Raw genomic sequence first — 24,001 nt, 5'->3', positions numbered from 1 at the left:
CCGTCACTCCTGCAACAGCGTGCCAGGGTTCAGTCGCCCGGCCGGATCGAAATGCCGGCTCAGCGCCTGCAAGGTGTCGATTGCCAGGGCGCCCTTCTCCCGCAGCAAGTACGGCGCATGGTCCTTGCCCACGCCATGCTGGTGACTGATGGTGCCGTGGTTGTCGACGATGGTCTGGCTGGCCGCCTGCTTGAGCGCCTGCCAGCGAACCAGCGTGGCGGCGTAGTCCGCTGCCGGGCGAAACACATAGGTGGTGTAGATGCTCGAACCTTCGCCATAGACATGGGACAAGTGGGTGAACACATGCACCCGCTCGCCCTCAGCGGCCAGAGCATCGCGCAGGCTGTTTTCGATCAGGCTGAGCAGGTTGTCGACATTGCTCCAATCGGTGGCGGTTTCCAGGGTGTCGACCACATAACCGGCGTTCCACAGGTTCTCGCGCAGGTATGGAAAACGAAAGCGGTTCTGCGCCCACTTCTTGCCGAGCAAGGTGCCGGTGAACACCCCGCCAAAAGCCTTGAGGTGCTGCCGGGCCTGACTCAGCGACAGTGCATTTTGCCGACGATTACCCGTCACGCCGAACGTCAGCAGGCATTTTCCCGCTCTGGCGCCACGCAAGGCCAGGTACTTTTCCAGCCAGGCGATCTGCTGCGGATGACCGGCCAGCGCCAGCTGGGTTTCGGTTTCCACCGCGTTGGACAAGCGCAGCATCGACAGTGGCACGCGGGCCTGAGCCAATTGGCGGATCGCTCGCAGCGCCTGCGACCAATCGGGCAGAAACACCCCATAAAAACGCTCATCGGCCGGTAGCGCGCTGACCCGCACTTTGACTTCGGAAATGATCCCGAAACGACCTTCACAACCCAACACCACTTCTCGCAGATCAGGCCCGGCGGCCGAGGCCGGGAAGGTGGCGATTTCCAGAGGTCCGGCAAAGGTTTCCAGGGTACCGCCGGCGAACAGTTGCTCGATTCGCCCGTAACGCAGTGACTGCTGGCCACTGGAGCGGCTGGCGACCCAACCGCCAAGGGTCGACAGCTCCCACGATTGCGGGAAATGGCCCAAGGTGTAACCACGCGCGCGCAGCTGACTTTCCACCTGCGGCCCCGTCGCGCCGGGGCCGAAGGTGGCCAGCAGGCTCTGTTCGTCGAGGTCCAGCAGGCGATTCATGCGGGCCAGGGACACTGTCACCACCGGCCGCGCAGAACTCGGTGGGTTGATGTGCCCGGCCACCGAGGTGCCGCCACCGTAAGGAATCAGGCAAAGGTCCTGCGCCTGGGCGAGCGCCAGCAACTGGCGGATCTGTTCGGCGCTCTCGGGAAAGGCCACGGCGTCGGGATAAATTCCCGGTGCACCTTCGCGCAACGCCAGCCAGTCCGGCAGGCTCTGTCCCCGCGCATGCAGCAGACGATCATGCGCTGTCACGCTGTACGAGGGATGTTCCGGCAACCGCGAGGCGGGCACACGGGCCAATGCCGTCTCAAGCGTTGCATCGGGCAGCGCTCGGCCGGCACCTAGCCGATCAGCGAGAAATCCCGCGCCCTGAGCCGGCAGCTCGACCACCGTGGTTGCATCTCCCCAGCCGTTCCAGCGTCGCATGCGTGTGTCCTTTTGCGGTTCTGATCAGTGATATTTCAGGGCTCCATACTAGTCAGCTGCCGAAAAGTGTCACGGTCGCATCCGGCCAGTTCGAGTAGCCAATTGAGTCAAACGTCGCGCAAACGTCAGCCATTTACTTTAGCTGTGGTTTCAACTTACCTTTCAGGGCATTCATCCGCGCACGCGGGTTTTGATCAAAGGACTTCGATCATGCAATCCCTGGGCTTCACCTCCGTTCCTCCGCTGCTCAAATACCTGCGCCACGCCGAACAATTGGGCGTAGCCATCGAGCCTGCGTTGGCGGCGGCCGGGTTGCAGGCGCAGCAGTTGAGTGACAACAGCCTGCGATTGCCGGGTGAGGCCCATGAACGGTTGCTCGATTATTTCTGTGAACATTCGGGCGATCCGTTGTTCGGCCTCAACGCCGCGCGTTTTGTGTTGCCCAACTCCTGGAGCGTGTTGGGTTACATCACCATGAACTGCGCAACGCTGGGCGATGCCATGAGCCGCATCATGCCGTTCGAGAAGCTGGTGGGAGATATGGGGGTCAGTCGCGCCGAGGTGCAGGACAGCGACGTGCACCTGATCTGGACATGCCGTCATCAACGACCGCGAATCCGCCGGCACCTGGTGGAAAACGTGCTTGGTTCCTGGCTGCAATACGCGCGCTGGATCGCCGACACCCAACTGTCGCCGGCCGCCGTCTGGCTCGAACATGCCCGCCCGGCCGACACGACACTGGCGCAGTACGAACAGTTCTTCGACTGCCCGGTGCTGTTTGATCAGCCTTACTCGGCACTGATTGTTCCGTTGCCGTATCTGCAGTTGCCCTTGCGCCAGGCCGACGCGCAATTGCTGCGCACCCTGGAAGAACATGCCATGGGCCTGATGGCGACGCTGGAGGATGCGTCGCTGGAGCAACGGGTCAAAGGCATCCTGCGCCAGTTACTCAAGGAAGGACTGCCGCGCAAGGAGCAGGTGGCCGAGCAGTGCGCCGTGTCGGTGCGCACACTGCAACGTCAGTTGCATCAGGCCGGGACTTCGTACCAGCAGATTCTCGATGACCTGCGCCAGGAGCTTGCCGAGCATTACCTGCTAAACAGCAATTTGCCGATTCAGGACATTGCCCAGTACCTGGGTTTTACCGAACCACGGTCGTTTCACCGCACGTTCAAAAGCCGGCGCGGGATGCCGCCCGGCGAGTTTCGCCAGACCCACCGTTCGCCTGACGAAGGCTGAAACTCAAGCACAAATCGCGTTGGTAAACACCAACCGATTCCCGAACGGGTCGGTCACGGTCAAGTCCTGGCTGCCCCAAGGCATGGCCTGGATCTGTGGCTTGGCGTAGGTGTAATCCTTGGCGGTCAATTGCTCCTGGAACGCTTCCAGTTCATCGGTCTCAATCCGCAGTGCCGAACCCGGTGTGGCGTCGCCGTGGTGTTCGGACAGGTGCAGCACGCATTCGCCGCGAGAGATTTGCAGATACAACGGGAAATTGGCTTCGAAGCGATGCTGCCAGTCGATCTTGAAGCCCAGGAAGTCGACGTAAAACTCCACGGCTTTGCGCTCGTCGAAAATCCGCAGGATCGGAGTTGTTTTGCCAAAGCTCATAGGAGTGTTCTCGCCAGTGGGAAGGGCCCGTGTTCAACGGGCCATGTGTCTGGTTCAAATTATGGATCAACGCAGCGTCTTGAGCGCGAGATCACTGTAGTAGAAGCGGTTCTTGTCCGTACGCGCAAAGAAGAAGTAACCATAGTCCGACAAGTAATAGTAGGTATTGAGCCGTTTGTACTCATCGTCTTTTTTACTGCACGTCAACTCTTTGGCTGAACCGCTCAAAGTGACATTGAGTTCGCTTGCCGACAGCTCGCGAATGACCGTGCAATCGCTACTGTCCTGACGCTCCTCGACCTTGCCGAACAACGTGTTGGTGCTGCGGATCGTCGCGCTGTAGTTCAGCCGCCCGTTGATCGGCATATGCTGCCAGTCGCCAGTGAAGCTCAAGTTGATGACACTGGAACTGTCTTTCATCGAGGGCCCCTTCGAAACGCCGAATCGACTCAATTTCGCCAGATCGAACAGACCGCGAAAGGACACTGCATCGCTCTCGTAATTGGCACCTGACAAACGCAGGGTCATCTGCTGCGAGGCGCTATCGATACCGATGAAACGCTCTTCACGCATGTCTGTGGTCTTGGCCTTGTAAGTCGACTGCCCTGCAGCTTCCACATAGCTGAGCGGTTTAACGGCAACCGGCATGTTCAGATTTTTGATTGCCGATCCCACAGCAGGGGAAAGCGGCGGCAGGGTCACTGGCGCGGTTTTCTTCGCACGGGCAACGAACTTTGGAAGTTGCGCTGCCGACTCTGGTTTATCGCAGGCCAGTTTGAACAGCCGTTCGTATTCATCGTTGCTGCCGCTCATCGCGGTGGACGTCAGTGGCACTGCATCCTGGCCATCTGTGACTGTGTTGTTGGCATCCAGATCGTATCCCGCCACCACGCGATAAGTTTGCTTGCCACAATCGACCGCGTACCGCTCGCGTTTCTGGGCATAGGGAGCGTCGTAGGGCGCATCGAAACCAATCAACGGGTTGTCGTAGGCCGCCCAGAATCTCAGTTCGGAACCGTCCGTCTTCAGACTGTTGCGATCAAACAATACCCATTGATCCTCGCCGCTGCCTTTGACTACACGCCAATCCGACGATGGAGTATTGGCACACGCCTTGATGAAGTCCGGGTTATTTTTCAACACCCCGAGCACATTGGCCGGAACCGCTCTGCCCGTCGAATACTGGCGACCATTGACACCTGGATACATCCGACCGCCACCGCCAAGGTAGAGCAAGTTGGCCCGATCGGATGTACAGGAAGCTTCCATTTGAAAAACCAGACCTGCCGCCGCCTGGGCATTGCCGGAATGGCTGATCTGGAAACTCAGGACATCGCCTTCACGCATGATCGAATCACTGACCAGCGGCTTCGACAGAACGCCATTGAACATCGTCTCGGCTTCCGCCGCCCGGCGTGCCTGCGGGCTGACACAACCAGCCAATAACGTGACGGCAACAAGCAAACAAACGCGGTACATGAAACTCCCTGGGCGACTGACGCCAAATCCACTGAATGTCAGCGCTTCGGCTTGGCGATGGCTTTCTTTAATCTCAGAGTGCCATCACGCCGTAAAAATCAAAAGATCGCAGCCTTCGGCGGCGCCCACAGGCGCGTAGGAGCTGCCGAAGGCTGCGATCTTTTGATCTTAAAACCCCAAACGCAAATCCCCCTCCCGCGCCAAAAACCGCCCTTCCCTGCGCCCGTTCGCCTGCCCATCCACATAGCTCAGTACACCGTTGACCCAAACCCCATCAATCCCTTCCGCCGCCCGTTGCGGATCATGGAAATCCGCCACGTCGCGAATGGTCAGCGGATCAAACAACACCAAGTCCGCCCAATGCCCTTCTCGAATTTCGCCCCGCGCCTTCAAGCCAAAACGTGCCGCCGACAACCCGGTCATTTTGTGCACGGCTGTGTGCAGTGGAAACAGCCCGACATCACGGCTGAAATGTCCGAGAACCCGTGGAAACGCGCCCCACAAGCGTGGGTGCGGAAACGGGTCTTCCGGCAAACCGTCGGAGCCGACCATCGACAATGGATGCGCAAGAATCCGCCGCACATCCGCCTCGTCCATCCCGTAATACACCGCCCCTGCCGGTTGCAGTCGGCGGGCAGCGTCGAGCAACGGCATGCCCCACTCAGCGGCGATGTCGATCAAATCGCGGCCACTTATCTCCGGATGTGGCGTGGACCAAGTGATGGTGATGCGATGGGCATCGGTGACTTGCTTGAGGTCCAGGGTCGAAGAACTCGCCGCGTAGGGATAACAATCGCAGCCCACCGGGTGGGTTTTCGCGGCGTGCTCAAGGGATGCCAACAGGTGCGGACTGCGGCCCCAGTTGGCGACGCCGGCACACTTGAGGTGGGAAACGATCACCGGGGATTTGGCGTGACGGCCGATCCGGAACGCTTCGTCCATGGCCTCCAGTACCGGTTCAAATTCACTGCGCAAATGGGTGGTGTAGACCGCGCCGAACTCGGTCAGCTCTTCGGTCAGTTGCATAACTTCATCGGTGGACGCCGAGAACGCACTCGCATACGCCAGGCCTGTGGATAAACCCAACGCGCCGGCTTCAAGGCTTTCGCGCAGTTGCTCGCGCATCGCGCTGATTTCATCGGCGGTGGCGGTGCGAAACAGGTCGTCGAGGTGATTGCTGCGCAGCGCGGTATGGCCGACCAACGCCGCCACATTCAGCGTGGTGTTCGCCGCTTCGACCGCGGCGCGGTAATCGCGGAACGTCGGATAAACAAACGCAGCGCGAGTGCCGAGCAGGTTCATCGGGTCTGGCGGATCGCCGCGCAAACTGACCGGCGACGCGCTGATCCCGCAGTTGCCGACGATCACCGTGGTCACGCCTTGGCTGAGCTTGGGCAGCATCTGCGGCTGGCGAATCACCACCGTGTCGTCGTGGGTGTGCACGTCGATAAAACCCGGCGCCAACACCCGGCCAGCGGCGTCGATTTCTTCGGAGGCCCGGGCGTCGAGCAAGTCGCCGATACGCTCGATGCGGCCATTCAGAATCGCCACGTCGGCGGGATAACCCGGGCTGTTGCTGCCGTCGATGACCAGAGCGTTGCGAATCAGCGTGTCGTACAACATGTCAGTCTCCCGGCAGCAGCGAAACGTCAGCTCCTGCCCTTGATCAAATGGTGATCGAAGCCTTGCTCCACCAGATAACGCCAGGCCACCTGGACGTCTTCGGGGATCACCTGCTCGGCTTGAAAGCCCAGCGAAGGGTAAACCATGATGCGGTGCACATCACCGACCATCTCGTCGATCAACCCCAGCACCCCGATCAAGTTGCTCACCTCACCAGGAAAACCGAACGACGGCGCATCCACGCAAGCCTCCAGCTCGGGCCACTGAACGGGTAAGGTCAAGGCCACGCGCCGGATCGAGTTCGGCTTGGTCAGGAAGGTCGCCCGGCGCACCAGTGGAAATAACGCCTTGGCGAATGCGATGTTCTCGGCAAAGTTGGTGGCGCAAGACTCCAGGGTGAATTGATCTGCCGTCACCCCCAGCGCCAGCGCCCGCTGCGCGAAAATATCGGCTTCGGTCTGTTCCCACAAATGCTTCGTCCAGTTTCCGGTATTGCCGGTAAACAGCAGATGTGGCGCAACGCGTTTTTTCAGCAATTCGCAGGCGTAATCGCAAACCCGCAGATCATAAGACCCGCAGACCACAATCAGTTCACAGGCGCGGTGTTGGCGCCCGGCACCCAGGAAGTCCCACAGGACGGTGGCGGATTGCAGTGTCGGCGTCATGAGCGGGCAAACCTCTGAGCCATCTGCCCACTGATGAACAGACCGCCATCGGCATAGGCGTGTGTCCCCAACTCGGTCAGCGAGACCGGGAGCGCCGTGAAGTCCGCGTACACACGCATGGCGCCATGGGCGGGTAGCGTCGGGTCGTCGCCGATACCGATACACAGCGCGCCGCTGCTGATCGCCGACTGCACACCGCTGACGGAGTCTTCGAACACCAGGCATTCATCGCTCTGACGCTCCAGTTGTGCGGCCGCCAAGCGATAGGCATCGGGCGCCGGTTTGCCACTGCGCACATCATCCCGGCAGATGATGCTGTCGAACACCGACGTCAGATTGTGTTGTTGCAAGACATGCTCGACACGCTCGCGCCAACTGCTGGTCACCAGGGCCAACGGCACGGCGCAATCCTTCAGTTGTGCAATGAACGTGGCGACGCCCGGCACCAGCGCACAGGTCGAAACCTGCTCGATGGCATCGACTTCTTGCTTGATCGCCAGACGCTGCTGCTCGTCAAACTGACCAAACAGGGCCTCCATGGTATGGCCGCCCGGACGACCGTGAATGTGATCGGTGATAAACGCCTGGTCGACGGCAATACCGTAGTTGCGCGCAACCGTGGTCCAGGCGAACTCAATGACCTCGCGAGACTGGATAAGCACGCCATCCATATCAAAGCAGACGGCTGTAAACGTTCGTTGTGTCATGAGTTGAACTTCGCATCCTCTGATGAGCAATAAAGGCCAGCACTGTGCCGATCAAGGCAAACAGCGCCATCACGTAGTAGGACCACTGCGGCTGCGTTTCGTACAGATAGCCGGCAAAAGGTGTGGCCAGGCCCATGGGCAGTGCAACCGCAAGGGAGTAGTAAACGCCCTGAGTAAAGACCTGAATATCTTGCGGCGCATGGTCGCGAATAAACCGCATGATCGCCGAGTGATACGCGGCAAAACTCAAGGCGTGCAGGCACTGCCCCAGCAGGATCACCGACACCGCGTCACTGTTGGAAAACAACGCCCAGCGCAGCGCTGCACAGACGCTGGAAAAGATCACGATGGCCAGGGGCGAACATACGGCCAGGACTTTGTTGGAGAGCGCGAAGTAGGTGATTTCCGCCATCACCGCCACCGACCAGAACACCCCGATAGAGGCCGAAGAGTAGCCCTTCACGCCCCAACCGATAGAGGACGTGGAAAAGTACAGCGTGTGGCTCAGTTGAATAAAACTCGCCGCAGCAATCGCGATCAACAGACTTTTTTGCGCAAACAGGCCTTTCCAGTCCGGCCGCTTGATCGTGCGGCTGATCGGTTGCAGATGCGCCCTGGACACCTGGCGCTTCAACCGCAAACACGCCAGCGCGGTGAATAACATGCTCGCCGCAATCACGATCGGCACCCAGGATTGGCTGTACCGCGCGAACAACAAACCGCCGAGGGTCGAGGTCAGGATAAACGCCGAAGAGCCCACCGCCCGGACCCAGCCATAGTTCTGCAGCGCTTGCTTGTCACGCTTGAGCAGATAGGACTCGGACAAGGGCAAGACCACCATCCACAGCCCGCCAAACAGAACGCTCAGGCACACAAATATCCACAGGTGCGCCGGCATGAAATAAAACAGCAACGTACAGAACGCTGCCGAGAAACCGAGAAAAGCGGCAAGACGCAGTTGGTCCACGCGCCAATCGGCCACGTAAGTAATAAACACCCCGGTAAACACCTGAGGCCAATAAGCCGCCGCAATCAGCAGCCCGATCTGACTGGCGCTGAAACCCAACGAATCCAGCCACGTTGGCCAGAACGGATAGATGATCCCTTCTGCCGCAAAGAATCCGAAAAAGATTAAATACATTCGTCGACCATACGCTCGCCACTCCCCAAAAAGAGTTCCCAATCAGGGCTCCACAGGAGCCCTGAAAACATCCATCCATTACTCGAAGCGTTGCTGAGTGAAGCTGTTTTTGCCTTTGCGCCAGACGATCAGCGCCTCGCTCATCACCACCAGATCGACCATGCCCTCCTTCAACGCAGCCAGTGCATCTTGGGAAGAACACACGATCGGCTCCTCATGGCGGTTGAACGAGGTGTTGATCAGTGCAGCCTGGCCGGTCTTGTCGTACCAGGCATTCAACAGGCGATGCATGAACGCGTCGCCTTGCGGGCGAATGATCTGCGGCCGGGCCGTCCCATCGATGTGCACCACCGCCGGGCTCGCTTCGCGAAACTGCGGATGACAATCGTAGGTCATGGTCATGGTGTCCGCCGCCACCTGATCCTCTTCCCAACCTACGTAACACGCCGGTGCCTGCTCAATGGCCGTGACCGGGCCGAAGGGCATGAACTCTGTGCGGTGCATGCGCTTGTTGAGCCAATCGTTCACATCGGCGTCCTGGGCGTGATAAACGATGCTGCGGTTGCACAGCGAACGCGGTCCGAATTCCATCTTGCCCTTGAACATCCCCAAAACCTGATTCTCCGTCAGTGCGTCGGTGAGGACCTCGATGAGGTTCGACGGCGTGTGATAACCGAGTTCAGGGTAGTCGCGAATGATCAGGTTGATGTTCTGCGAAACGCTGCGTGATTCTGGCCCGAGGGTCATCGCCGGGTTCTTGAAGCGGGTGCCGTTCTCCAGATAAGCCGCCCCGACCGCAGCGGCCAGCGCCAGACCGCCATCGCCCATGCACGGCAGCACGTAGACGTTTTTCACACCCGGAATTTCGCGCAGGCGCTGATTGAGTTTCACGTTGCCGAACACACCACCGGCCAGGCACAGATTGGTGCTGCCCCGTTGGGCCAGGTGATGCGTGACCGTCGCCACCAGCAGGTCTTCGGTATGACGCTGTACAGCTGCGGCGATATCTTCCGGGGTTTCCCGGGCAAACAGGGTTTCCAATGGCTCGCTGTAGTGGTTGTAGGACGGCAGGAACAGATCACCGCAGCAGGCCTTGATGCGCCCGTCTTCAAAACGGATCATCTGCTGCATCACCCCCAGCAGTTTTTGCGGATCGCCAAACGCCGCCAGGCCCGTGACTTTGCCTTCATGCCGATTGGGTTTGTAACCCAGCAAGTGGGTAATCCGGCCGTAGAAATAACCCAGGCTGTCGATACTGGTTTCGCGCTGCAACACCGTGGTTTCCGTCGGGCTGTACCAGGTGACCGTCAGGGACTGGAAATCACCGCGTCCGTCGCAGGTCAGGGTCAGTGCTTCGTCAAACGGTGAACAGACATAAGCGCCGAGTGCATGGCACTCATGGTGATCAATGTAATAAGCCTTGCCGACCAAACCATTGGCTGAAATAAACTCGTCAAACTCGGCGCGTTTTTCTTTATCGTTTTTTACTTCGTCGGTTACTCGCTGGCGAAACTGCGCAAGGCCTTGTGGATTATTCCGGGCCTCTTCAACGATTCGATCGAAGTACAACTCAAGGTGCTTATCGGCACTGAAACCGGCGTTCCATCCATAAGCAACATAATTGACATCTTCCAGTGATAAGCCCGCTTGGCTCAACACAAATTCAATGGACTTTGCAGGCCAGATCTTATGATCCTTTATGCGGGTAAAACGCTCTTCACTGACCGCTGAAAGAATCTGACCATCACGTACCAGGCAGGCACCCGACAAATCATTGTTAGTAATGCCTAAAATGATCATAACTATTCCTTGTTCTTGCCAATTTCAGTGATGACTGTGCCCACACTCGAAGAGTAGAGGCTCTAGCCTGGGTTTATGAACGGATTTCAGGCATCAATGGCCGAACGTCATAAATAGTGAGGAGGCGAAGCTATAGGGTTCGCCGGGACATGCCTTTACGAGAAGACATCAAGAGTGTTTATTGCCATCGCAAATTCCTTTTGCAAAAAAACTCCACGAGCAATTACCTGTTTCCCCGGCCTCATGCCTGGGCAACAAGTTGCTGCTGGATAGGCCATGTATTCGCCATTAGCGCTGGCTATGTTTATCCGGATAAAAGCCTAGTATGAATTTTCTGAATAACCTCATACGGCATCAACTAAAAATTAAATACCACATTCGCCCCCCCTGTTTCCGGGGACTTCAGCACCTTAAAAAAACATATTGAATCGTCAGACAAAAAAAGCCCGCCGAGGAGCGCATTGCTCATCGGCGGGCCATTTAGTGAACGCTAAAACTGAATCAGCCAGCGTTCATCTCAGACCATTTCGTGCAAGATCCACTCGGTCACCGACGTACGCTTCGGCGCCCATCCCAGCAATTCCCGCGCATGTTTGCCGCGAACCCGGCTGTTGGAGCCCAGGCCATAGTTGGCCATTTCATAACCCCACTCGGCTTCGGCGTCTTTGAGCGGCCAGTCATGTGGCTCGCCAAGCTTCAGTGCTTTGGCCATCGCCGTGGTCATGTCGATAAACGACGATTCACCGCTTTCGACGAAGTAGAACGTGCCCGGTACGTTTTTGGTCAGCGCCAGCAGGTACAGGGCGACCACGTCTTCGATGTGCACGTTGGACCAGATGTTCTGGCCCGTGCCGACGTGGCGCACCACCCCACTTTTGCGTGCCTGTTTCAGCAAACGCGGCAACTGCACGCTGTCGCGCTTGACGCCCAGGCTGTGGCCGTAGATCAGGGTGTTGCAGATGACGGCCGAGTTCACTCCGTCCTTCGCAGCGGCGAGGATCAGGTTGTCGATGGCCACGCGGGCGGCCTTGTCGACGGTGGGTTCCGGCAGATTGTCTTCGTAGTAAATGACGTCGCTGGACTTACCGCCCGACGCATCGCCGACGATGCTTGAACCGCTGGTGTGCAGGAACACTTTGTTGGAACCGCGCAGCGCATTGAGCAAGGCTTCCACGGCGGCGCGATGGTCGCTGCTGGCGGCATTGATCACGGCGTCGGCGGCGCGAGCCTGTTCGGCCAGCAGTGCGCTGTCGTCCAGCGTGCCGATCACTGGTGTGATGCCCAGCGCGGTGAGCTCATTGGCTTGTTCGGCGCTGCGCACCAGACCGGTGACTTTATGACCCGCCTGGACCAGGCCCGTGGCGATGGAGCCGCCGATAAAACCGGCGGCGCCGGTAACGAATACGTTCATGGAGAAACTCCCTGCGTTAATAAGTGATGCAACGAGTATCAACGACCGATCCGTGTCGAAAAATCCCCAGTGGCCCAATTCACTCTTGCGCAGGGATCACGAATCAGCCTTTGAAATCCGAGTTCGCGTACACCGCCAATTTGCCCTGGATGAAGTCCAGGAAGCACTGAATGCGCAGGGCCAGTTGCGAGTTGCGGTAGTACACCGCGTTGATCGGTTGGCGATAACCGCTGTTGAAGTCCGCCAGCACCACTTTCAGACGCCCGGCGCGAATGTCTTCGATGGTCATGAAGTGCGACAGGCACGCAATGCCCTGGCCTTCCAGCGCCAGGTGCCGCACGGTCTCGCCGCTGGAGGCGTTGATCGCCGCGTTGATCGGCCAGCGATCACCGTGCACATGCCGCAGTGGCCATTGGTTAAGGCCTTCGTTCTGAGTAAAACCGAGCAGCGTGTGGCCATTGAGGTCGGCAACGGCGGTGGGTGTGCCGTGCTGCTCGAGATAGGCCGGACTGGCGAGGATGTGCAACGGGCTGCACCCCAGGGAACGCGCATGCAAAGTGGAATCCGCCAGCGTGCCAATACGGATGGCGATGTCAGTGCTTTGTTCCAGCAGGTCAATGATCAGGTCGTTGCTGTTGAGTTCGAGTTGGATGTCCGGGTAGAGACGGCGGAACTCATCGATGTACGGCACGATGGCGTGCAGCATGAAGGGCGACGCGGCGTTGATCCGCAGGCGCCCGGACGGGGTTTGCTGGCGGGAATTGAGGCGTTCTTCAAGCTCGTCCATCTGATCGAGAATCAGCTTGGCGTGCTCGAAGAAATACTTGCCCTCTTCGGTCAGGTCCATTCGCCGCGTGGTGCGATTGATCAGCGTGGTGTCGAGCTTGGCTTCCAGGCGCGACAACGTGCGGCTGACCGCCGACGGCGTTTGCCCGACCTGCTCGGCCGCAGCCGAGATCGACCCGCATTCAATCACGCAGACGAAAATCTGCAATTCATCGGATCTGGCTTTCACGTGGGTCCCTTTATCGATTGTCCTGCGCGATTCTACTGGCAACACCCGTCAGCCAAGGCACCAAAAACCTTGTGGGAGCGGGCTTGCTCGCGAAAGCGGTCTTACAGTCGACCTGGATGTTGAATGTGATGGCCTCTTCGCGAGCAAGCCCGCTCCCACAGGATGGGTGTCTGGCTCAAGTCAACGATAGTAGCCCGCAGTGCACTCAAACGCTTATGCCTTGAGACCAAACACCTCAGTCAAATGCTGCTCATACCGCGCCACGTCGCGTTCGACGTCCGGGCGTTTCATCACGTCCACGCACAGGAAGGTCGGCAAACCGGTCATGCCGAGGAAGGTGTTGGCCTTGTGGAACGGGAAGTACACCGCGTCCACGCCTTTGGCTTCGAAGAAGTCGGTCGGGTCGTCGAAGGCTTGCTGCGGTGCGTTCCAGGTCAGGGACAACATGTATTGCTTACCCTGCAACAACCCACCACTGCCGTACTTTTGCGACGTATCGGAACGGGTGCGGCCATCGCTCGCATAGAGGCTGCCGTGGCCTTCGGTGAAGACTTCGTCGATGTACTTCTTCACGGTCCACGGCGCGCCCATCCACCAGCCCGGCATCTGGTAAATGATCACGTCGGCCCAGACAAACTTGGCGACTTCTTCAGCGAGGTCGTAGCCCTCGTCAATGAACGTGGTCTTCACATCCAGACCGCCGCGATCCAGCACGCTGAGTGCGGTGTCGTGCAGGGTGGTGTTGTAGCGGCCATCGGAGTGGGCGAACTTTTTGCCGCCATTGAGCAAGAGGACTTTTTTCATGAGAGGTCTCAGAAGGTGGGAATTCGATGGCGGCAGAGTAGCGATCCGCCTCGCGCGGAATAAGCGCTGAATTCACAAAATTCATTTGACCAAAACGCACGAATCGACAGGTGATTGTTGCCATAAACTTGCGCCGATTCTTAACGTTGACGGAGATTTTGATGAGTGAAGTGCAAGGTTTCATCCTGATGGCCAAGACCCGTCCGGAAAAAGCCGAGGCCTTCGAAGCGTTCTTTCGCGCTTACGTCGAGCCTAGCCGCGCGGAACCCGGTTGCATCGAGTACCACATGCTGCGCGACAAGCAGGACCCGACATTGTTTATCTTTTATGAGATCTGGGCATCCCAGGCGCATCTGGATGTGCACTCGAACCTGCCGCATATGAAGCTGTTCCGCGATCAGCGCATGGACTATCTGGAGCGGGATTTCGACATCCGCTCCATCGACATGCTCAGCCCGTCGTCCGCTAGCCGCTGATCAGCAAGTGGCCGCCGAGCACGCCGAGGCCAATAAAAAACACTCGCTTGAACAACACGGCGCTGATCCGCTGACGTAACCATTGCCCCAGCAACATGCCCAACACCGCCGGGATCAGCGCCAGCAGCGACGCGCTCAACTCGCCACCGCCGAGCGCACCGCGCCAGAACAGACCGGCGGCGAGCGCCAGGGTTGAGACGGTGAACGACAGCCCCAGAGCCTGAACCAGTTCATCCTTGTTCAAACCCAGCGCTTGCAGATACGGCACCGCCGGGATCACGAACACGCCGGTGGCCGAGGTGATCACGCCCGTCAGCACGCCGCAGACCGGTCCGAGCCAACGCTCAGAGCGACTGCCCACCCGTAAGGTCGGCAGAAACAGACCGCTCAAGGCGTACAGCAACAACGCCGCCCCCAATCCCCGCACCACCCAATGACCGCCAGCCATGCCGATCCACAACGTGCCGGCACCGGTGCCGATGAAAATAGCCAATAGCATGGGCCACAGGCGTTTGATCAGCCCTCGCAAGTGGCCACCGAACGCCAGTTGCCAGACGTTGGTCAGGGTTGCCGGGATGATCAACAGCGCGGCAGCCTGCGTCGGCGCCATAGCCAGACCGAGCAGGCCCATGGCGATGGTCGGCAACCCGAGGCCGATCACACCCTTGATCATCCCGGCCAGCAGGAATGTGGCGATGACCAGTATCGACAGGGCCAGACCGAGGTTTTGATAGAACGTGGCGAGAGTATTCATGGGGCTATCCTGCGCCCGGGCGGTGGGGTTGGAAATCTGCCATATACTGAGGGTGCCTCTTGTTTTGCGATAGGCTTGAGAAGTTCGTCACGGCCACTGGCGCCTTCGCGAGCAAGCCCGCTCCCACAAGGGGACCGCATTCCCATGTGGGAGCGGGCTTGCTCGCGAAGGCTTCCGTCCAGACACCCCACATCCATAGGCTGCCACGATGCACTTCGACCTCACCGACCTGCGTCTTTACCTGAACATCCTCGACACCGGCAACATCACCGCCGGCGCCAGCCGCAGTCACCTGTCCCTAGCCGCCGCTAGCGCACGCATCCGCGCCATGGAAGCCTCGCTGGGCATCGATTTTCTCGAACGCGGCCGTCGCGGCGTCACGCCAACGCCGGCCGGCAAAGCCCTGGCGCAGCACGCCAGGGTGTTGCTGCAACAAGCCGAGCGCATGCAACAGGACCTCGCCGACTACGCCAAAGGCGTCAAAGGCCAAGTGCGGTTGCTGTGCAACACCACGGCGATCACCGAATACCTGCCGGAGTTGCTCGCAGACTTCCTGCACGAACACCCCAACCTCGACATCGACCTGCAAGAACTGCCCAGCACCCGCATCACCCACGCCTTGCGCCAAGGGGCGGCGGACCTGGGTATTGTGTCCGACGCCGTGGACACCGATGACCTGCAAACCCGTCCCTTCCGCGACGATCCGCTGGTACTGATCTTGCCCAATGACCACCCTTTGGCCGACGCAAGCGAAGTCAGTTTCAGCGACACCCTGCACCACGATTACGTCGGCCTCGGCGCCAATAGCGCATTGGCGGTGTACCTGGAAGAACAAGCCCTGCACGCGGGCCTGCGCATGCAAATCCGCATCCGCGCCGACGGCTTCGATGGCGTGATGCGCATGGTCGCCCACGGCGCCGGGCTGGCAATTGTGCCGCTGGCAGCGGTCCAGCGCCGGGCCGGCGATCAATCGTTCAAAAGCGTTGCCCTGAAAGACCACTGGGCCCAGCGAAAACTGCTGCTGTGTGCTCGCTCATTCACCCATCTGCCCGGTTACGCCAGAGCCTTGCTCGAGGCCTTGCTCGCGGTGTGAAGCAGGTCGGGTTTTTCTGAAGAACAGGCCATAGACCACCGAGAGAATCAGCAGGAACGGCACACCAAACACCAGCGTCATCTTGAAGGCTTCGGTGAAGTAGGTGGTGATCATCACCGCCCCCATCAGCACCAGCCCCAACAAGGTGCTGTAGGGGAACAGGTGCATGCGAAAAGACAGTTTTCGCTCACCGTGGCGCTGGTGATAACGACGGAAACAGTAGTGAGTCAGGAAGATCATGAACCAGGTGAAAATGGCGCCGAACATCGAGATCGCCATCATCAAGGTGAAGGAGCTTTCCGGGTACAGAATGTTGAGCAAAGTGGCCAGGGCGATGCCCGAACTCGACAGCAACAAGGCATTCAACGGGATGCCGCTTTTGCTCAACACGCCCATCGACTTCGGCGCATAGCCGCCACGAGAGAGGCTGAACATCATGCGCGTGGTGATGTAGAGCTGGCTGTTCATCGCCGACAATGCCGCGATCAGAATCACGAAATTCATCACCCCGGTAGCACCGGGAATCCCGATGGTTTGCATCACCGTCACGAACGGGCTCTGGGCGTGACCGGCCTGGACCCACGGCACGATGGCCAGCATCAGCGCCAGGGTCAGCAGGTAAAACACCACCAGCCGCACGATGGTCGCGCGAAAGGCCTTCTTCACGGCTTGCTCCGGGTCCTGCGCTTCACCCGCCGCCACCGCGATCATTTCCACGCTCAGGTAGCTGAAGATCGACACGATCACCGCCACCCACATGCCTTGCAGGCCATTGGGGAAAAACCCGCCGTGGTCGGTGTAGTTGTGGATGCCGTAATCGGCGTTACCAGAGCCGAACACCACATACACTGCGAGGATGATAAAGCCGACAATCGCGCCGATCTTGATGGTCGAAAACCAGTATTCGAAGGTGCCAAACGTCTTCACGCTGATCGCGTTAAGCACAATCAAGATGCTGGAGAACGACACAATCCAGATCCATTCCGGCACGTTGGCAAACCAGTACTCCATGTACATCGCCACCGCCGTCACTTCCGTGCCGACCGCCAGCACAATCGCGGCCCAATAGGCGTAGCGCACCAGAAACCCGGCCAACGGGCTGACATAGAATTCGGCATAGGCGCCGAACGAACCCGAGGTCGAATGGGCCACGGTCATCTCTGCCAGGCACCCCATCAACAGCAAGGTGATCACGGCCCCAATGGCATAGCTGAGCAGCACGCTCGGCCCGGCATAACCGATGGCGTAGGCACTGCCCATGAACAGCCCGGTGCCAATCGCGCCACCGATGGCGATCATGCTCATCTGGCCCGAAGTGAGTTGACGCCGCAGGCCCTGCTCACGTTTGGAGATGCTTTCAAAACCGCTTTTATCGGTCATTTTTTTCCAGTCTCTGGATATTGTTTTTATTGATGGAACGAGTCACGGGGAAAGCAGGCCGGACGTATCAGGTGACGCTGTGGCGAACCTGGAATTGCGCTTGCGACCAGGTTTTCTGATCAAGGATTTCGCCAAGAATCTGCACCGCATCCCAGACTTCGGTGAAGGTGATGTACAGCGGGGTAAAACCGAAACGCATGATCCGCGGCTCGCGGTAGTCACCGATCACTCCACGGGCGATCAACGCCTGAATCACCGCATAACCTTCGGGATGTTCGAAGCTGACATGACTGCCACGCTTGGCATGTTCACGCGGGGTGATCAGGGTCAGCTCGTGAGCAGCGCAGCGCTGCTCGACCAGCTCGATGAACAGGTCAGTCAGGGCCAGGGATTTGTGGCGCAGGCTGGCCATGTTGGTCTGCGCAAAAATATCCAGACCGCATTCGATCATCGCCAACGAGGTGATCGGTTGCGTGCCGCACAAGTACCGCGCGATGCCGCTGCTCGGCTCGTAGCCAGGCTCCATGGCGAACTGTCGCGAATGCCCGAACCAGCCAGACAACGGCTGCGCCACCAGATCACACAACTCGGGCGAAACCCAGACAAACGCCTGGGAACCGGGGCCGCCATTGAGGTATTTGTAGGTGCAGCCAATCGCGTAATCAGCGTGGGCCTGATGCAGATCAACCGGCACCGCGCCCGCCGAATGCGCCAGGTCCCAGATCGCCAGCGCGCCGCATTCGTGGGTCAGCGCGGTCAGGGCCTGCATGTCGTGCATGTAGCCGGTCTTATAGTTGACGTGGGTGAGCATGACCACGGCAGTGTCCTGGCCAATCGCTTGCGGCAACTCTTCCGGGCTGTCGACCAGGCGCAAGGTGTAACCCTGTTGCAGCATGTCCGCCAGGCCTTCGGCGATGTACAGGTCGGTGGGGAAGTTGCTGGATTCGGTGACGATTACACGCCGTGTCGGCGACCGGGTCGCCTGCACCCGCAGGGCGGCGCTGAGCACTTTGAACAGGTTGATCGAGGTCGTGTCGGTGACCACCACTTCGCCGTCACGCGCACCAATCAGCCCGGCCAATCGATTGCCCAGATGTTCGCTAAGATCGCGCCAGCCAGCGCTGTTCCAACTGCGAATCAGGCCATTACCCCATTCCTCGGCGATCACCTGTTGAGCACGCGCCAACGCGGCCACCGGCCGCGCACCCAGCGAGTTACCGTCCAGATAAATCACATCTTCGGGCAGCGCAAATTGCTGACGCAGCGGTGCGAGGGTGTCCTGGGCATCAAGGGCCAGGCAATCGTTTCTTGTCGTCATTGGGTGTCCTGTTTTTTCAAAGAGGTGCCGTCCAGGAAGGTCGTCAGCGCACCTTCGCGATGCAGAAATAATGAACGAAGCCCTGGAGAATTTTCGTGCAAAGTGGGCGACCGTAAGGTAGTTATCTCGCAGAAAATTCGAATTCCACCCCATAAAACGCGGATTTCTTCAATCATGAATCTCGACCCCACAGACCTGCGGATCCTGCATCACCTGCAACAGGACGGCCGTATCAGCAATCAGGAATTGGCCGAGAAAGTCGCCCTCTCGCCGTCGGCCTGTCTGCGCCGTTTGCGCCTGCTGGAAAGTGAGGGAATCATCACCGGTTATCGCGCGGTGCTGAGTGCCGAACGGCTGGGAATTGAGCTGGAAGCCATCGTCCATGTGTCGTTGCGCCAGGACGTCGAGGACTGGCACGAAACGTTTATCAAGAAGGTCCAGCTGTGGCCCGAAGTGGTCACCGCCTATGTGATTACCGGGGCGAGCAACTATGTGTTGCGGGTCCAGGCGCGCAACCTCAAGCACTTCTCCGATTTCATCGTCAACCAGCTGAATCGCACCGCAGGCGTCACCGATATTCGCTCTGAAATCGTCCTGCAAAAAATCAAGGAACGAGAGGAGCTGCTGGATCTGGTGGTGCGCAAGTAAGGTCCGCGCGGCCCTCAGAAACCGCGCATGCGGCGGGCTTCGTTACGTTGCAAGGTCATACTCGGGGATTCGTCGAACAGCTTGCGGTACTCGACCGAAAAACGCCCAAGGTGCGTGAAACCCCAGCTCAGGGCGATTTCGGAAATATTACGCGCAGAACCAAGCTCGAGAATGTCCTGGCGCACGGCGTTCAAACGGTACTTTTTCAAGTAAACCATCGGCGGCAGTGCGAAGTACTTCTTGAAGGCGTCGAACAACTTGAAGCGCGACACCCCGGCCGCCGCTTCGATGTCCTCAAGGTGCAGCGCTTCCCGGGCATTGTCGTGGATGTATTGCCTGGCCCGGATCAAGTAGTGCGGCAACTTCACGCCCAGCACGTTGCGCAGTTCTTCGGAGTAATTGTTCGGCTGGGCGAGGATCAAGCCTTTGATCAGGGAGCTCTCGATATCCCGGGTGAACGCCACCTGCTCATACAGTTCACTGCTGCGCTCCAGTTCGGCGATGAAGTAACGCGCCATCCGCCACCACGAGGCCGATGCCCCGTCGACCGCGTCCATCACCGATTCGAAACGCAGCGGCGCATCCAATGGTCGCTGCAGCATGCCCTCCAGGGATTCACTCATGGCGGCGCGGGTGATCACCACCTGGACTTTGCGGCAATCGCCGGAGATCGCCAGCACCTGGTTTTCGTTCGGTGAAATGATCACGCCTTGATCGCGATTGGACTTCAACACGCAGCCGTTCTTGCTCAACTCCTGCTCGCCCACCAGCGGCAAACTCAGGCTGTAGCTGCTGAAGTGTTCGGCGTCTTCGATGTCGACGGTGACATCGGTGCCGTATTCGATGGTGCCCAACGTGGTAGCCATCGATTTGAATACATTGGCGCTGTGATGAAAGCGGATCCGCTCGGGGGTCGCGGTCACGAGACGATGGGGCCCGCAGATGCCGGACATCCAGGTCCTCGCACCCTCAAGGTCAAAATGATCGATACGAATATCGCGAAACTGCGAATCAGTTTTGCTATTCATCACGGTGCACTCACGGCCATATTTTTTTGCGCGCTCTAACGGCGCGTATCCGGCTTGAAAACAGCAAGTTCCAAGCCACAAAACAGCGGGTCCAACCCAGCGGATAGCAATCGCCGACTAAGTGGATAAAGCCATCGCTTTACACCTTGCCCGCGTCCTCGCTCAGCACACCACGCCCCACAAACAGTACCTCAATGCTGCAAACAGGTGCGGCCGTTTATCGCCTGGGCCGGGATTTGGGTAGGCGCTGCACGGCTTGATACGTGGGCCTGTTACCCGGCGCGTACGGATTGCCAAGATCGCAGCCTTCGGCAGCGCCTACAGAGGAATGCGTACTCCCGCAGGAGCTGCCGAAGGCTGCGATCTTTTAGAGCCCCCGCCTATGGCTGGCCATCAGATTTTATGGACTGCCTTCGCCGACTAACCGGATAGACCCCTGCCCGCCTCACTCCCTCTAATGAACGCCACCGATTGGCCCGAATAAAAAGAGGTACTGACCCATGAGTGGCGAAAAAAACGTCGAGCAGTGGAAAGCGTTTATTGAAGGCTGCGTGGACTTCCGTCCGGCAGACGGCGTGTTCCGGATCGCCCGGGACATCTTCACCGAGCCGCAGTTGTTCGATCTGGAGATGGAACTGATCTTCGAGAAGAACTGGATTTACGCCTGCCATGAAAGCGAGCTGGCCAACAATCACGACTTCGTCACGATGCGCGCCGGCCGCCAGCCCATGATCATTACTCGCGACGGCGACGGCCAGCTCAATGCACTGATCAACGCTTGCCAACATCGCGGCACGACGTTGACCCGCGTCGGTAAGGGTAATCAGTCGACCTTTACCTGCCCGTTCCATGCCTGGTGCTACAAGAGCGACGGCCGCCTGGTGAAGGTCAAGGCGCCTGGCGAATACCCCGAAGGTTTCGACAAGGCCACACGCGGCCTGAAAAAAGCGCGCATCCAGAGCTACAAGGGTTTTGTGTTTATCAGCCTGGATGTGCACGCCGATAACAGCCTCGAAGACTTCCTCGGCGATGCCAAGGTGTTCTTCGACATGATGGTTGCCCAGTCGCCGACCGGTGAGCTGGAAGTGTTGCCCGGCAAGTCGGCGTACACCTACGACGGCAACTGGAAACTGCAGAACGAAAACGGCCTGGACGGCTATCACGTCAGCACCGTCCACTATAACTACGTGGCCACCGTGCAGCACCGCCAGCAGGTCAACAGCGAGAATGGCACCACTGCCAGCGGCACCCTGGACTACAGCAAACTCGGCGCCGGCGACGCCAACACCGATGACGGCTGGTTTGCGTTCAACAATGGCCACAGCCTGCTGTTCAGCGACATGCCCAACCCCGCCGTGCGTTCCGGCTACGCCACGATCATGCCGCGCCTGATCGAAGAGCACGGCCAGGAAAAAGCCGAATGGATGATGCATCGACTGCGCAACCTGAACATCTATCCAAGCCTGTTTTTCCTCGATCAGATCAGCTCGCAACTGCGCATCATCCGCCCGGTGGCCTGGAACAAAACCGAGATCATTAGCCAGTGCCTGGGGGTCAAGAACGAATCGGACGCGGATCGGGAAAACCGCATTCGTCAATTCGAAGACTTCTTCAACGTGTCGGGCCTCGGCACGCCGGATGACCTGGTGGAGTTCCGCGAAGCCCAGCGTGGTTTCCAGGCACGCCTGGAGCGTTGGAGCGATATTTCCCGTGGTAGCCACCGCTGGGCCACCGGCGCCACGCCCAACAGCGAATCCATCGGCATCGCCCCCGCCATGACCGGCACCGAATTCACTCACGAAGGGCTTTACGTCAACCAGCACAGCAACTGGCAGAAGTTCCTGCTGGATGGCTTGGAAGCGAAATCCCTGAAACTGCGTGAGGTGTGAACATGAATGCGCAATTGCAGTACCAGATCGAGCAGTTTTTCTACCGCAAATCCGAACTGTGCGATGCCCAGGAGTGGGACGCCTATATCAACCTGTTCGACGAACACAGTGAGTTTCACCTGCCGCAATGGGACTCGGAGCACGCCTACACCCGCGACCCAAAACGCGAAATGTCGCTGATCTACTACCCCAACCGTTCGGGGCTGGAAGACCGGGTATTCCGCCTGCGTACCGGCAAGTCCGCCTCATCGACGCCGATGCCGCGCACCTTGCACCTGATCAACAACGTGCGAATCAGCGAACTCGACGACGGTGAACTGGAGGTGCGCCTGAACTGGCACACCCTGTTCTATCGCCTGGCCACGTCCGAGCAGTTCTACGGCCGCGCGACCTATCACCTCAAGCCCCACGCCGACAGCTGGCTGATCACCCGCAAGCATGTGCTGTTGCTCAACGACACCATCAATTCGGTGCTCGATTTTTACCACCTCTGACATCTGGAGACCGGGCATGAACCATAAGGTCGCGTTCAGCTTTGCCGACGGCAAAACGCTGTTCTTTCCCGTACAGCCCAACGAAATACTGCTCGACGCCGCCCTGCGCAACGGCATCAACATTCCTCTGGATTGCCGCGAAGGCGTCTGCGGAACGTGTCAGGGCCGCTGTGAATCGGGGGATTACAGTCAGGATTATGTAGATGAAGAAGCGCTGTCCAGCCAGGACCTGCAACAGCGCAAAATGCTCACCTGCCAGACGCGGGTGAAATCCGATGCGGCGTTTTATTTCGACTTCGCTTCCAGCCTGTGCAATGCCGCGGGCCCCGCGCAGCTCAGTGGAACGGTCACGGAAGTCCGGCAAGTCTCGGCCAGCACCGCGATCCTGCATTTGGATCTTGGCCCGACCAACCCGCTGGATTTTCTGCCGGGCCAATACGCCCGATTGCTGATCCCGGGGACCGAAAGCAAACGCTCCTATTCGTTCGCCAACCGGCCGGGCAATCACCTGCAATTCCTGATTCGCCTGTTACCCGACGGCGTGATGAGTAACTACATCCGCGAACGCTGCCAGGTGGGGGACAGCATCGGGCTGGAAGCTCCGCTGGGCGCCTTTTACCTTCGTCATGTAGCCAAACCGCTGATCCTGGTGGCGGGTGGTACCGGGCTCTCCGCGCTGCTGGGCATGCTCGACGAACTGGCCGAGCGTGAGTGCCCGCAACCGGTGCATTTGTACTACGGCGTACGAGACGCCGCCGATTTGTGCGAACAGGCACGCATCGAGGCCTATGCCGAACGCATTCCAGGGTTTCGCTACACCGAAGTGGTGAGCAATCCGTCGCCGCAATGGACGGGCAAGCGCGGCTACATTGCCGAACATTTCGATACCAGTGAACTACGCGACGCACCGGCCGATATGTATGTCTGCGGGCCACCGCCGATGGTCGAATCGATCAAGAGCTGGCTGCAATCCCAGGCACTGGACAGCGTTCACCTGTATTACGAAAAATTTACCGAGAGTAATATCTGACGCTTCAAATCAGGCCTGACAACAATAACGAGAAGG

At 58.9% G+C, this 24,001-nt stretch carries 22 protein-coding genes; 7 read left to right on the top strand and 15 right to left on the bottom strand.

Features of this window, described 5'->3' with window-relative positions; all coding sequences use genetic code 11:
* Positions 1-3 precede the first annotated feature (3 nt).
* A complete protein-coding gene (locus tag ACWIKB_RS25920; RefSeq protein ID WP_475270346.1) occupies positions 4-1,599 on the bottom strand; it encodes an FAD-binding oxidoreductase in 1,596 nt (531 codons plus the stop codon).
* 210 nt (positions 1,600-1,809) lie between these two features.
* Between ACWIKB_RS25920 and gliR the strand changes: the two genes are divergently transcribed.
* Positions 1,810-2,838 carry an AraC family transcriptional regulator GliR gene (gene gliR / locus ACWIKB_RS25915; protein WP_475270345.1) on the top strand — a complete coding sequence of 343 codons (1,029 nt, stop codon included), beginning with the start codon at positions 1,810-1,812 and terminating at the stop codon, positions 2,836-2,838.
* Between the two features lie 3 nt (positions 2,839-2,841).
* On the opposite strand, the gene ACWIKB_RS25910 is transcribed toward gliR, so the two are convergent.
* From ACWIKB_RS25910 to mdaB, 10 genes are all read right to left on the bottom strand, one after another.
* Positions 2,842-3,210: a glyoxalase superfamily protein gene (locus ACWIKB_RS25910; protein WP_475270344.1), complete on the bottom strand. Its 369-nt coding sequence runs from the start codon at positions 3,208-3,210 to the stop codon at positions 2,842-2,844.
* A 66-nt stretch (positions 3,211-3,276) separates the two neighbouring features.
* Positions 3,277-4,689 carry a hypothetical protein gene (locus tag ACWIKB_RS25905; RefSeq protein WP_475270343.1) on the bottom strand — a complete coding sequence of 471 codons (1,413 nt, stop codon included), beginning with the start codon at positions 4,687-4,689 and terminating at the stop codon, positions 3,277-3,279.
* A gap of 168 nt (positions 4,690-4,857) precedes the next feature.
* Entirely contained in the window at positions 4,858-6,312 is a 1,455-nt protein-coding gene (locus ACWIKB_RS25900) for an N-acyl-D-amino-acid deacylase family protein (RefSeq protein WP_475270341.1), read from the bottom strand.
* Positions 6,313-6,338: 26 nt separating this feature from the next.
* Complete coding sequence (locus tag ACWIKB_RS25895) at positions 6,339-6,977, bottom strand: YdcF family protein (protein ID WP_475270339.1); 639 nt, start codon at positions 6,975-6,977, stop codon at positions 6,339-6,341.
* Positions 6,974-7,648 carry an HAD family hydrolase gene (locus ACWIKB_RS25890; protein WP_475270432.1) on the bottom strand — a complete coding sequence of 225 codons (675 nt, stop codon included), beginning with the start codon at positions 7,646-7,648 and terminating at the stop codon, positions 6,974-6,976. Before ACWIKB_RS25890 ends, ACWIKB_RS25895 begins: the two co-directional genes overlap by 4 nt.
* 1 nt (position 7,649) lies before the next feature.
* The gene (locus ACWIKB_RS25885; protein WP_475270338.1) at positions 7,650-8,825 is read right to left on the bottom strand and encodes an MFS transporter; all 1,176 of its coding nucleotides are present in this window, start codon (positions 8,823-8,825) and stop codon (positions 7,650-7,652) included.
* 78 nt (positions 8,826-8,903) lie between these two features.
* Complete coding sequence (locus tag ACWIKB_RS25880; protein ID WP_475270337.1) at positions 8,904-10,625, bottom strand: carbamoyltransferase family protein; 1,722 nt, start codon at positions 10,623-10,625, stop codon at positions 8,904-8,906.
* Positions 10,626-11,142: 517 nt separating this feature from the next.
* Positions 11,143-12,036, bottom strand: coding sequence for an NAD-dependent epimerase/dehydratase family protein (locus ACWIKB_RS25875; RefSeq protein ID WP_475270336.1), 894 nt, complete (start codon positions 12,034-12,036; stop codon positions 11,143-11,145).
* A gap of 103 nt (positions 12,037-12,139) precedes the next feature.
* The gene (locus tag ACWIKB_RS25870; RefSeq protein WP_475270335.1) at positions 12,140-13,051 is read right to left on the bottom strand and encodes a LysR substrate-binding domain-containing protein; all 912 of its coding nucleotides are present in this window, start codon (positions 13,049-13,051) and stop codon (positions 12,140-12,142) included.
* Positions 13,052-13,264: 213 nt separating this feature from the next.
* Positions 13,265-13,855, bottom strand: a complete 591-nt coding sequence (gene mdaB, locus ACWIKB_RS25865; protein ID WP_475270334.1) for an NADPH:quinone oxidoreductase MdaB — start codon at positions 13,853-13,855, stop codon at positions 13,265-13,267.
* Between the two features lie 161 nt (positions 13,856-14,016).
* Here mdaB and ACWIKB_RS25860 point away from each other — a divergent pair, with 161 nt between their 5' ends.
* Positions 14,017-14,331: a putative quinol monooxygenase gene (locus ACWIKB_RS25860; protein WP_475270333.1), complete on the top strand. Its 315-nt coding sequence runs from the start codon at positions 14,017-14,019 to the stop codon at positions 14,329-14,331.
* Here ACWIKB_RS25860 and ACWIKB_RS25855 read toward each other — a convergent pair.
* Positions 14,321-15,085, bottom strand: coding sequence for a sulfite exporter TauE/SafE family protein (locus ACWIKB_RS25855; protein ID WP_475270331.1), 765 nt, complete (start codon positions 15,083-15,085; stop codon positions 14,321-14,323). The two genes, ACWIKB_RS25860 and ACWIKB_RS25855, sit on opposite strands and share 11 nt — an antisense overlap.
* 208 nt (positions 15,086-15,293) lie before the next feature.
* Here ACWIKB_RS25855 and ACWIKB_RS25850 point away from each other — a divergent pair, with 208 nt between their 5' ends.
* Complete coding sequence (locus tag ACWIKB_RS25850) at positions 15,294-16,178, top strand: LysR family transcriptional regulator (protein ID WP_475270330.1); 885 nt, start codon at positions 15,294-15,296, stop codon at positions 16,176-16,178.
* Here the strand turns inward: ACWIKB_RS25850 and ACWIKB_RS25845 are convergent.
* Positions 16,119-17,558, bottom strand: a complete 1,440-nt coding sequence (locus ACWIKB_RS25845) for an amino acid permease (protein ID WP_475270329.1) — start codon at positions 17,556-17,558, stop codon at positions 16,119-16,121. The two genes, ACWIKB_RS25850 and ACWIKB_RS25845, sit on opposite strands and share 60 nt — an antisense overlap.
* A gap of 67 nt (positions 17,559-17,625) precedes the next feature.
* Entirely contained in the window at positions 17,626-18,876 is a 1,251-nt protein-coding gene (kynU, locus tag ACWIKB_RS25840; protein WP_475270328.1) for a kynureninase, read from the bottom strand.
* 174 nt (positions 18,877-19,050) lie between these two features.
* Between kynU and ACWIKB_RS25835 the strand changes: the two genes are divergently transcribed.
* On the top strand, positions 19,051-19,524 hold the full coding sequence (locus tag ACWIKB_RS25835) for an Lrp/AsnC family transcriptional regulator (RefSeq protein WP_475270327.1): 474 nt from the start codon (positions 19,051-19,053) through the stop codon (positions 19,522-19,524).
* A 14-nt stretch (positions 19,525-19,538) separates the two neighbouring features.
* On the opposite strand, the gene ACWIKB_RS25830 is transcribed toward ACWIKB_RS25835, so the two are convergent.
* On the bottom strand, positions 19,539-20,552 hold the full coding sequence (locus ACWIKB_RS25830) for an AraC family transcriptional regulator (protein WP_475270326.1): 1,014 nt from the start codon (positions 20,550-20,552) through the stop codon (positions 19,539-19,541).
* 500 nt (positions 20,553-21,052) lie between these two features.
* On the opposite strand from ACWIKB_RS25830, the gene antA reads away from it, so the two are divergent.
* From antA to antC, 3 genes are read left to right on the top strand one after another with little or no spacing between them, the layout of a single operon-like run.
* Complete coding sequence (gene antA, locus ACWIKB_RS25825; RefSeq protein WP_475270325.1) at positions 21,053-22,441, top strand: anthranilate 1,2-dioxygenase large subunit; 1,389 nt, start codon at positions 21,053-21,055, stop codon at positions 22,439-22,441.
* Positions 22,442-22,443: 2 nt separating this feature from the next.
* Positions 22,444-22,935 carry an anthranilate 1,2-dioxygenase small subunit gene (gene antB / locus ACWIKB_RS25820; protein WP_475270324.1) on the top strand — a complete coding sequence of 164 codons (492 nt, stop codon included), beginning with the start codon at positions 22,444-22,446 and terminating at the stop codon, positions 22,933-22,935.
* 16 nt (positions 22,936-22,951) lie between these two features.
* The gene (antC, locus tag ACWIKB_RS25815; protein ID WP_475270323.1) at positions 22,952-23,965 is read left to right on the top strand and encodes an anthranilate 1,2-dioxygenase electron transfer component AntC; all 1,014 of its coding nucleotides are present in this window, start codon (positions 22,952-22,954) and stop codon (positions 23,963-23,965) included.
* Positions 23,966-24,001 lie beyond the last annotated feature (36 nt).

It is taken from the genome of Pseudomonas sp. 5Vm1k (genome assembly GCF_056161485.1).
This window is presented reverse-complemented; position numbering and strand designations above follow the sequence as displayed.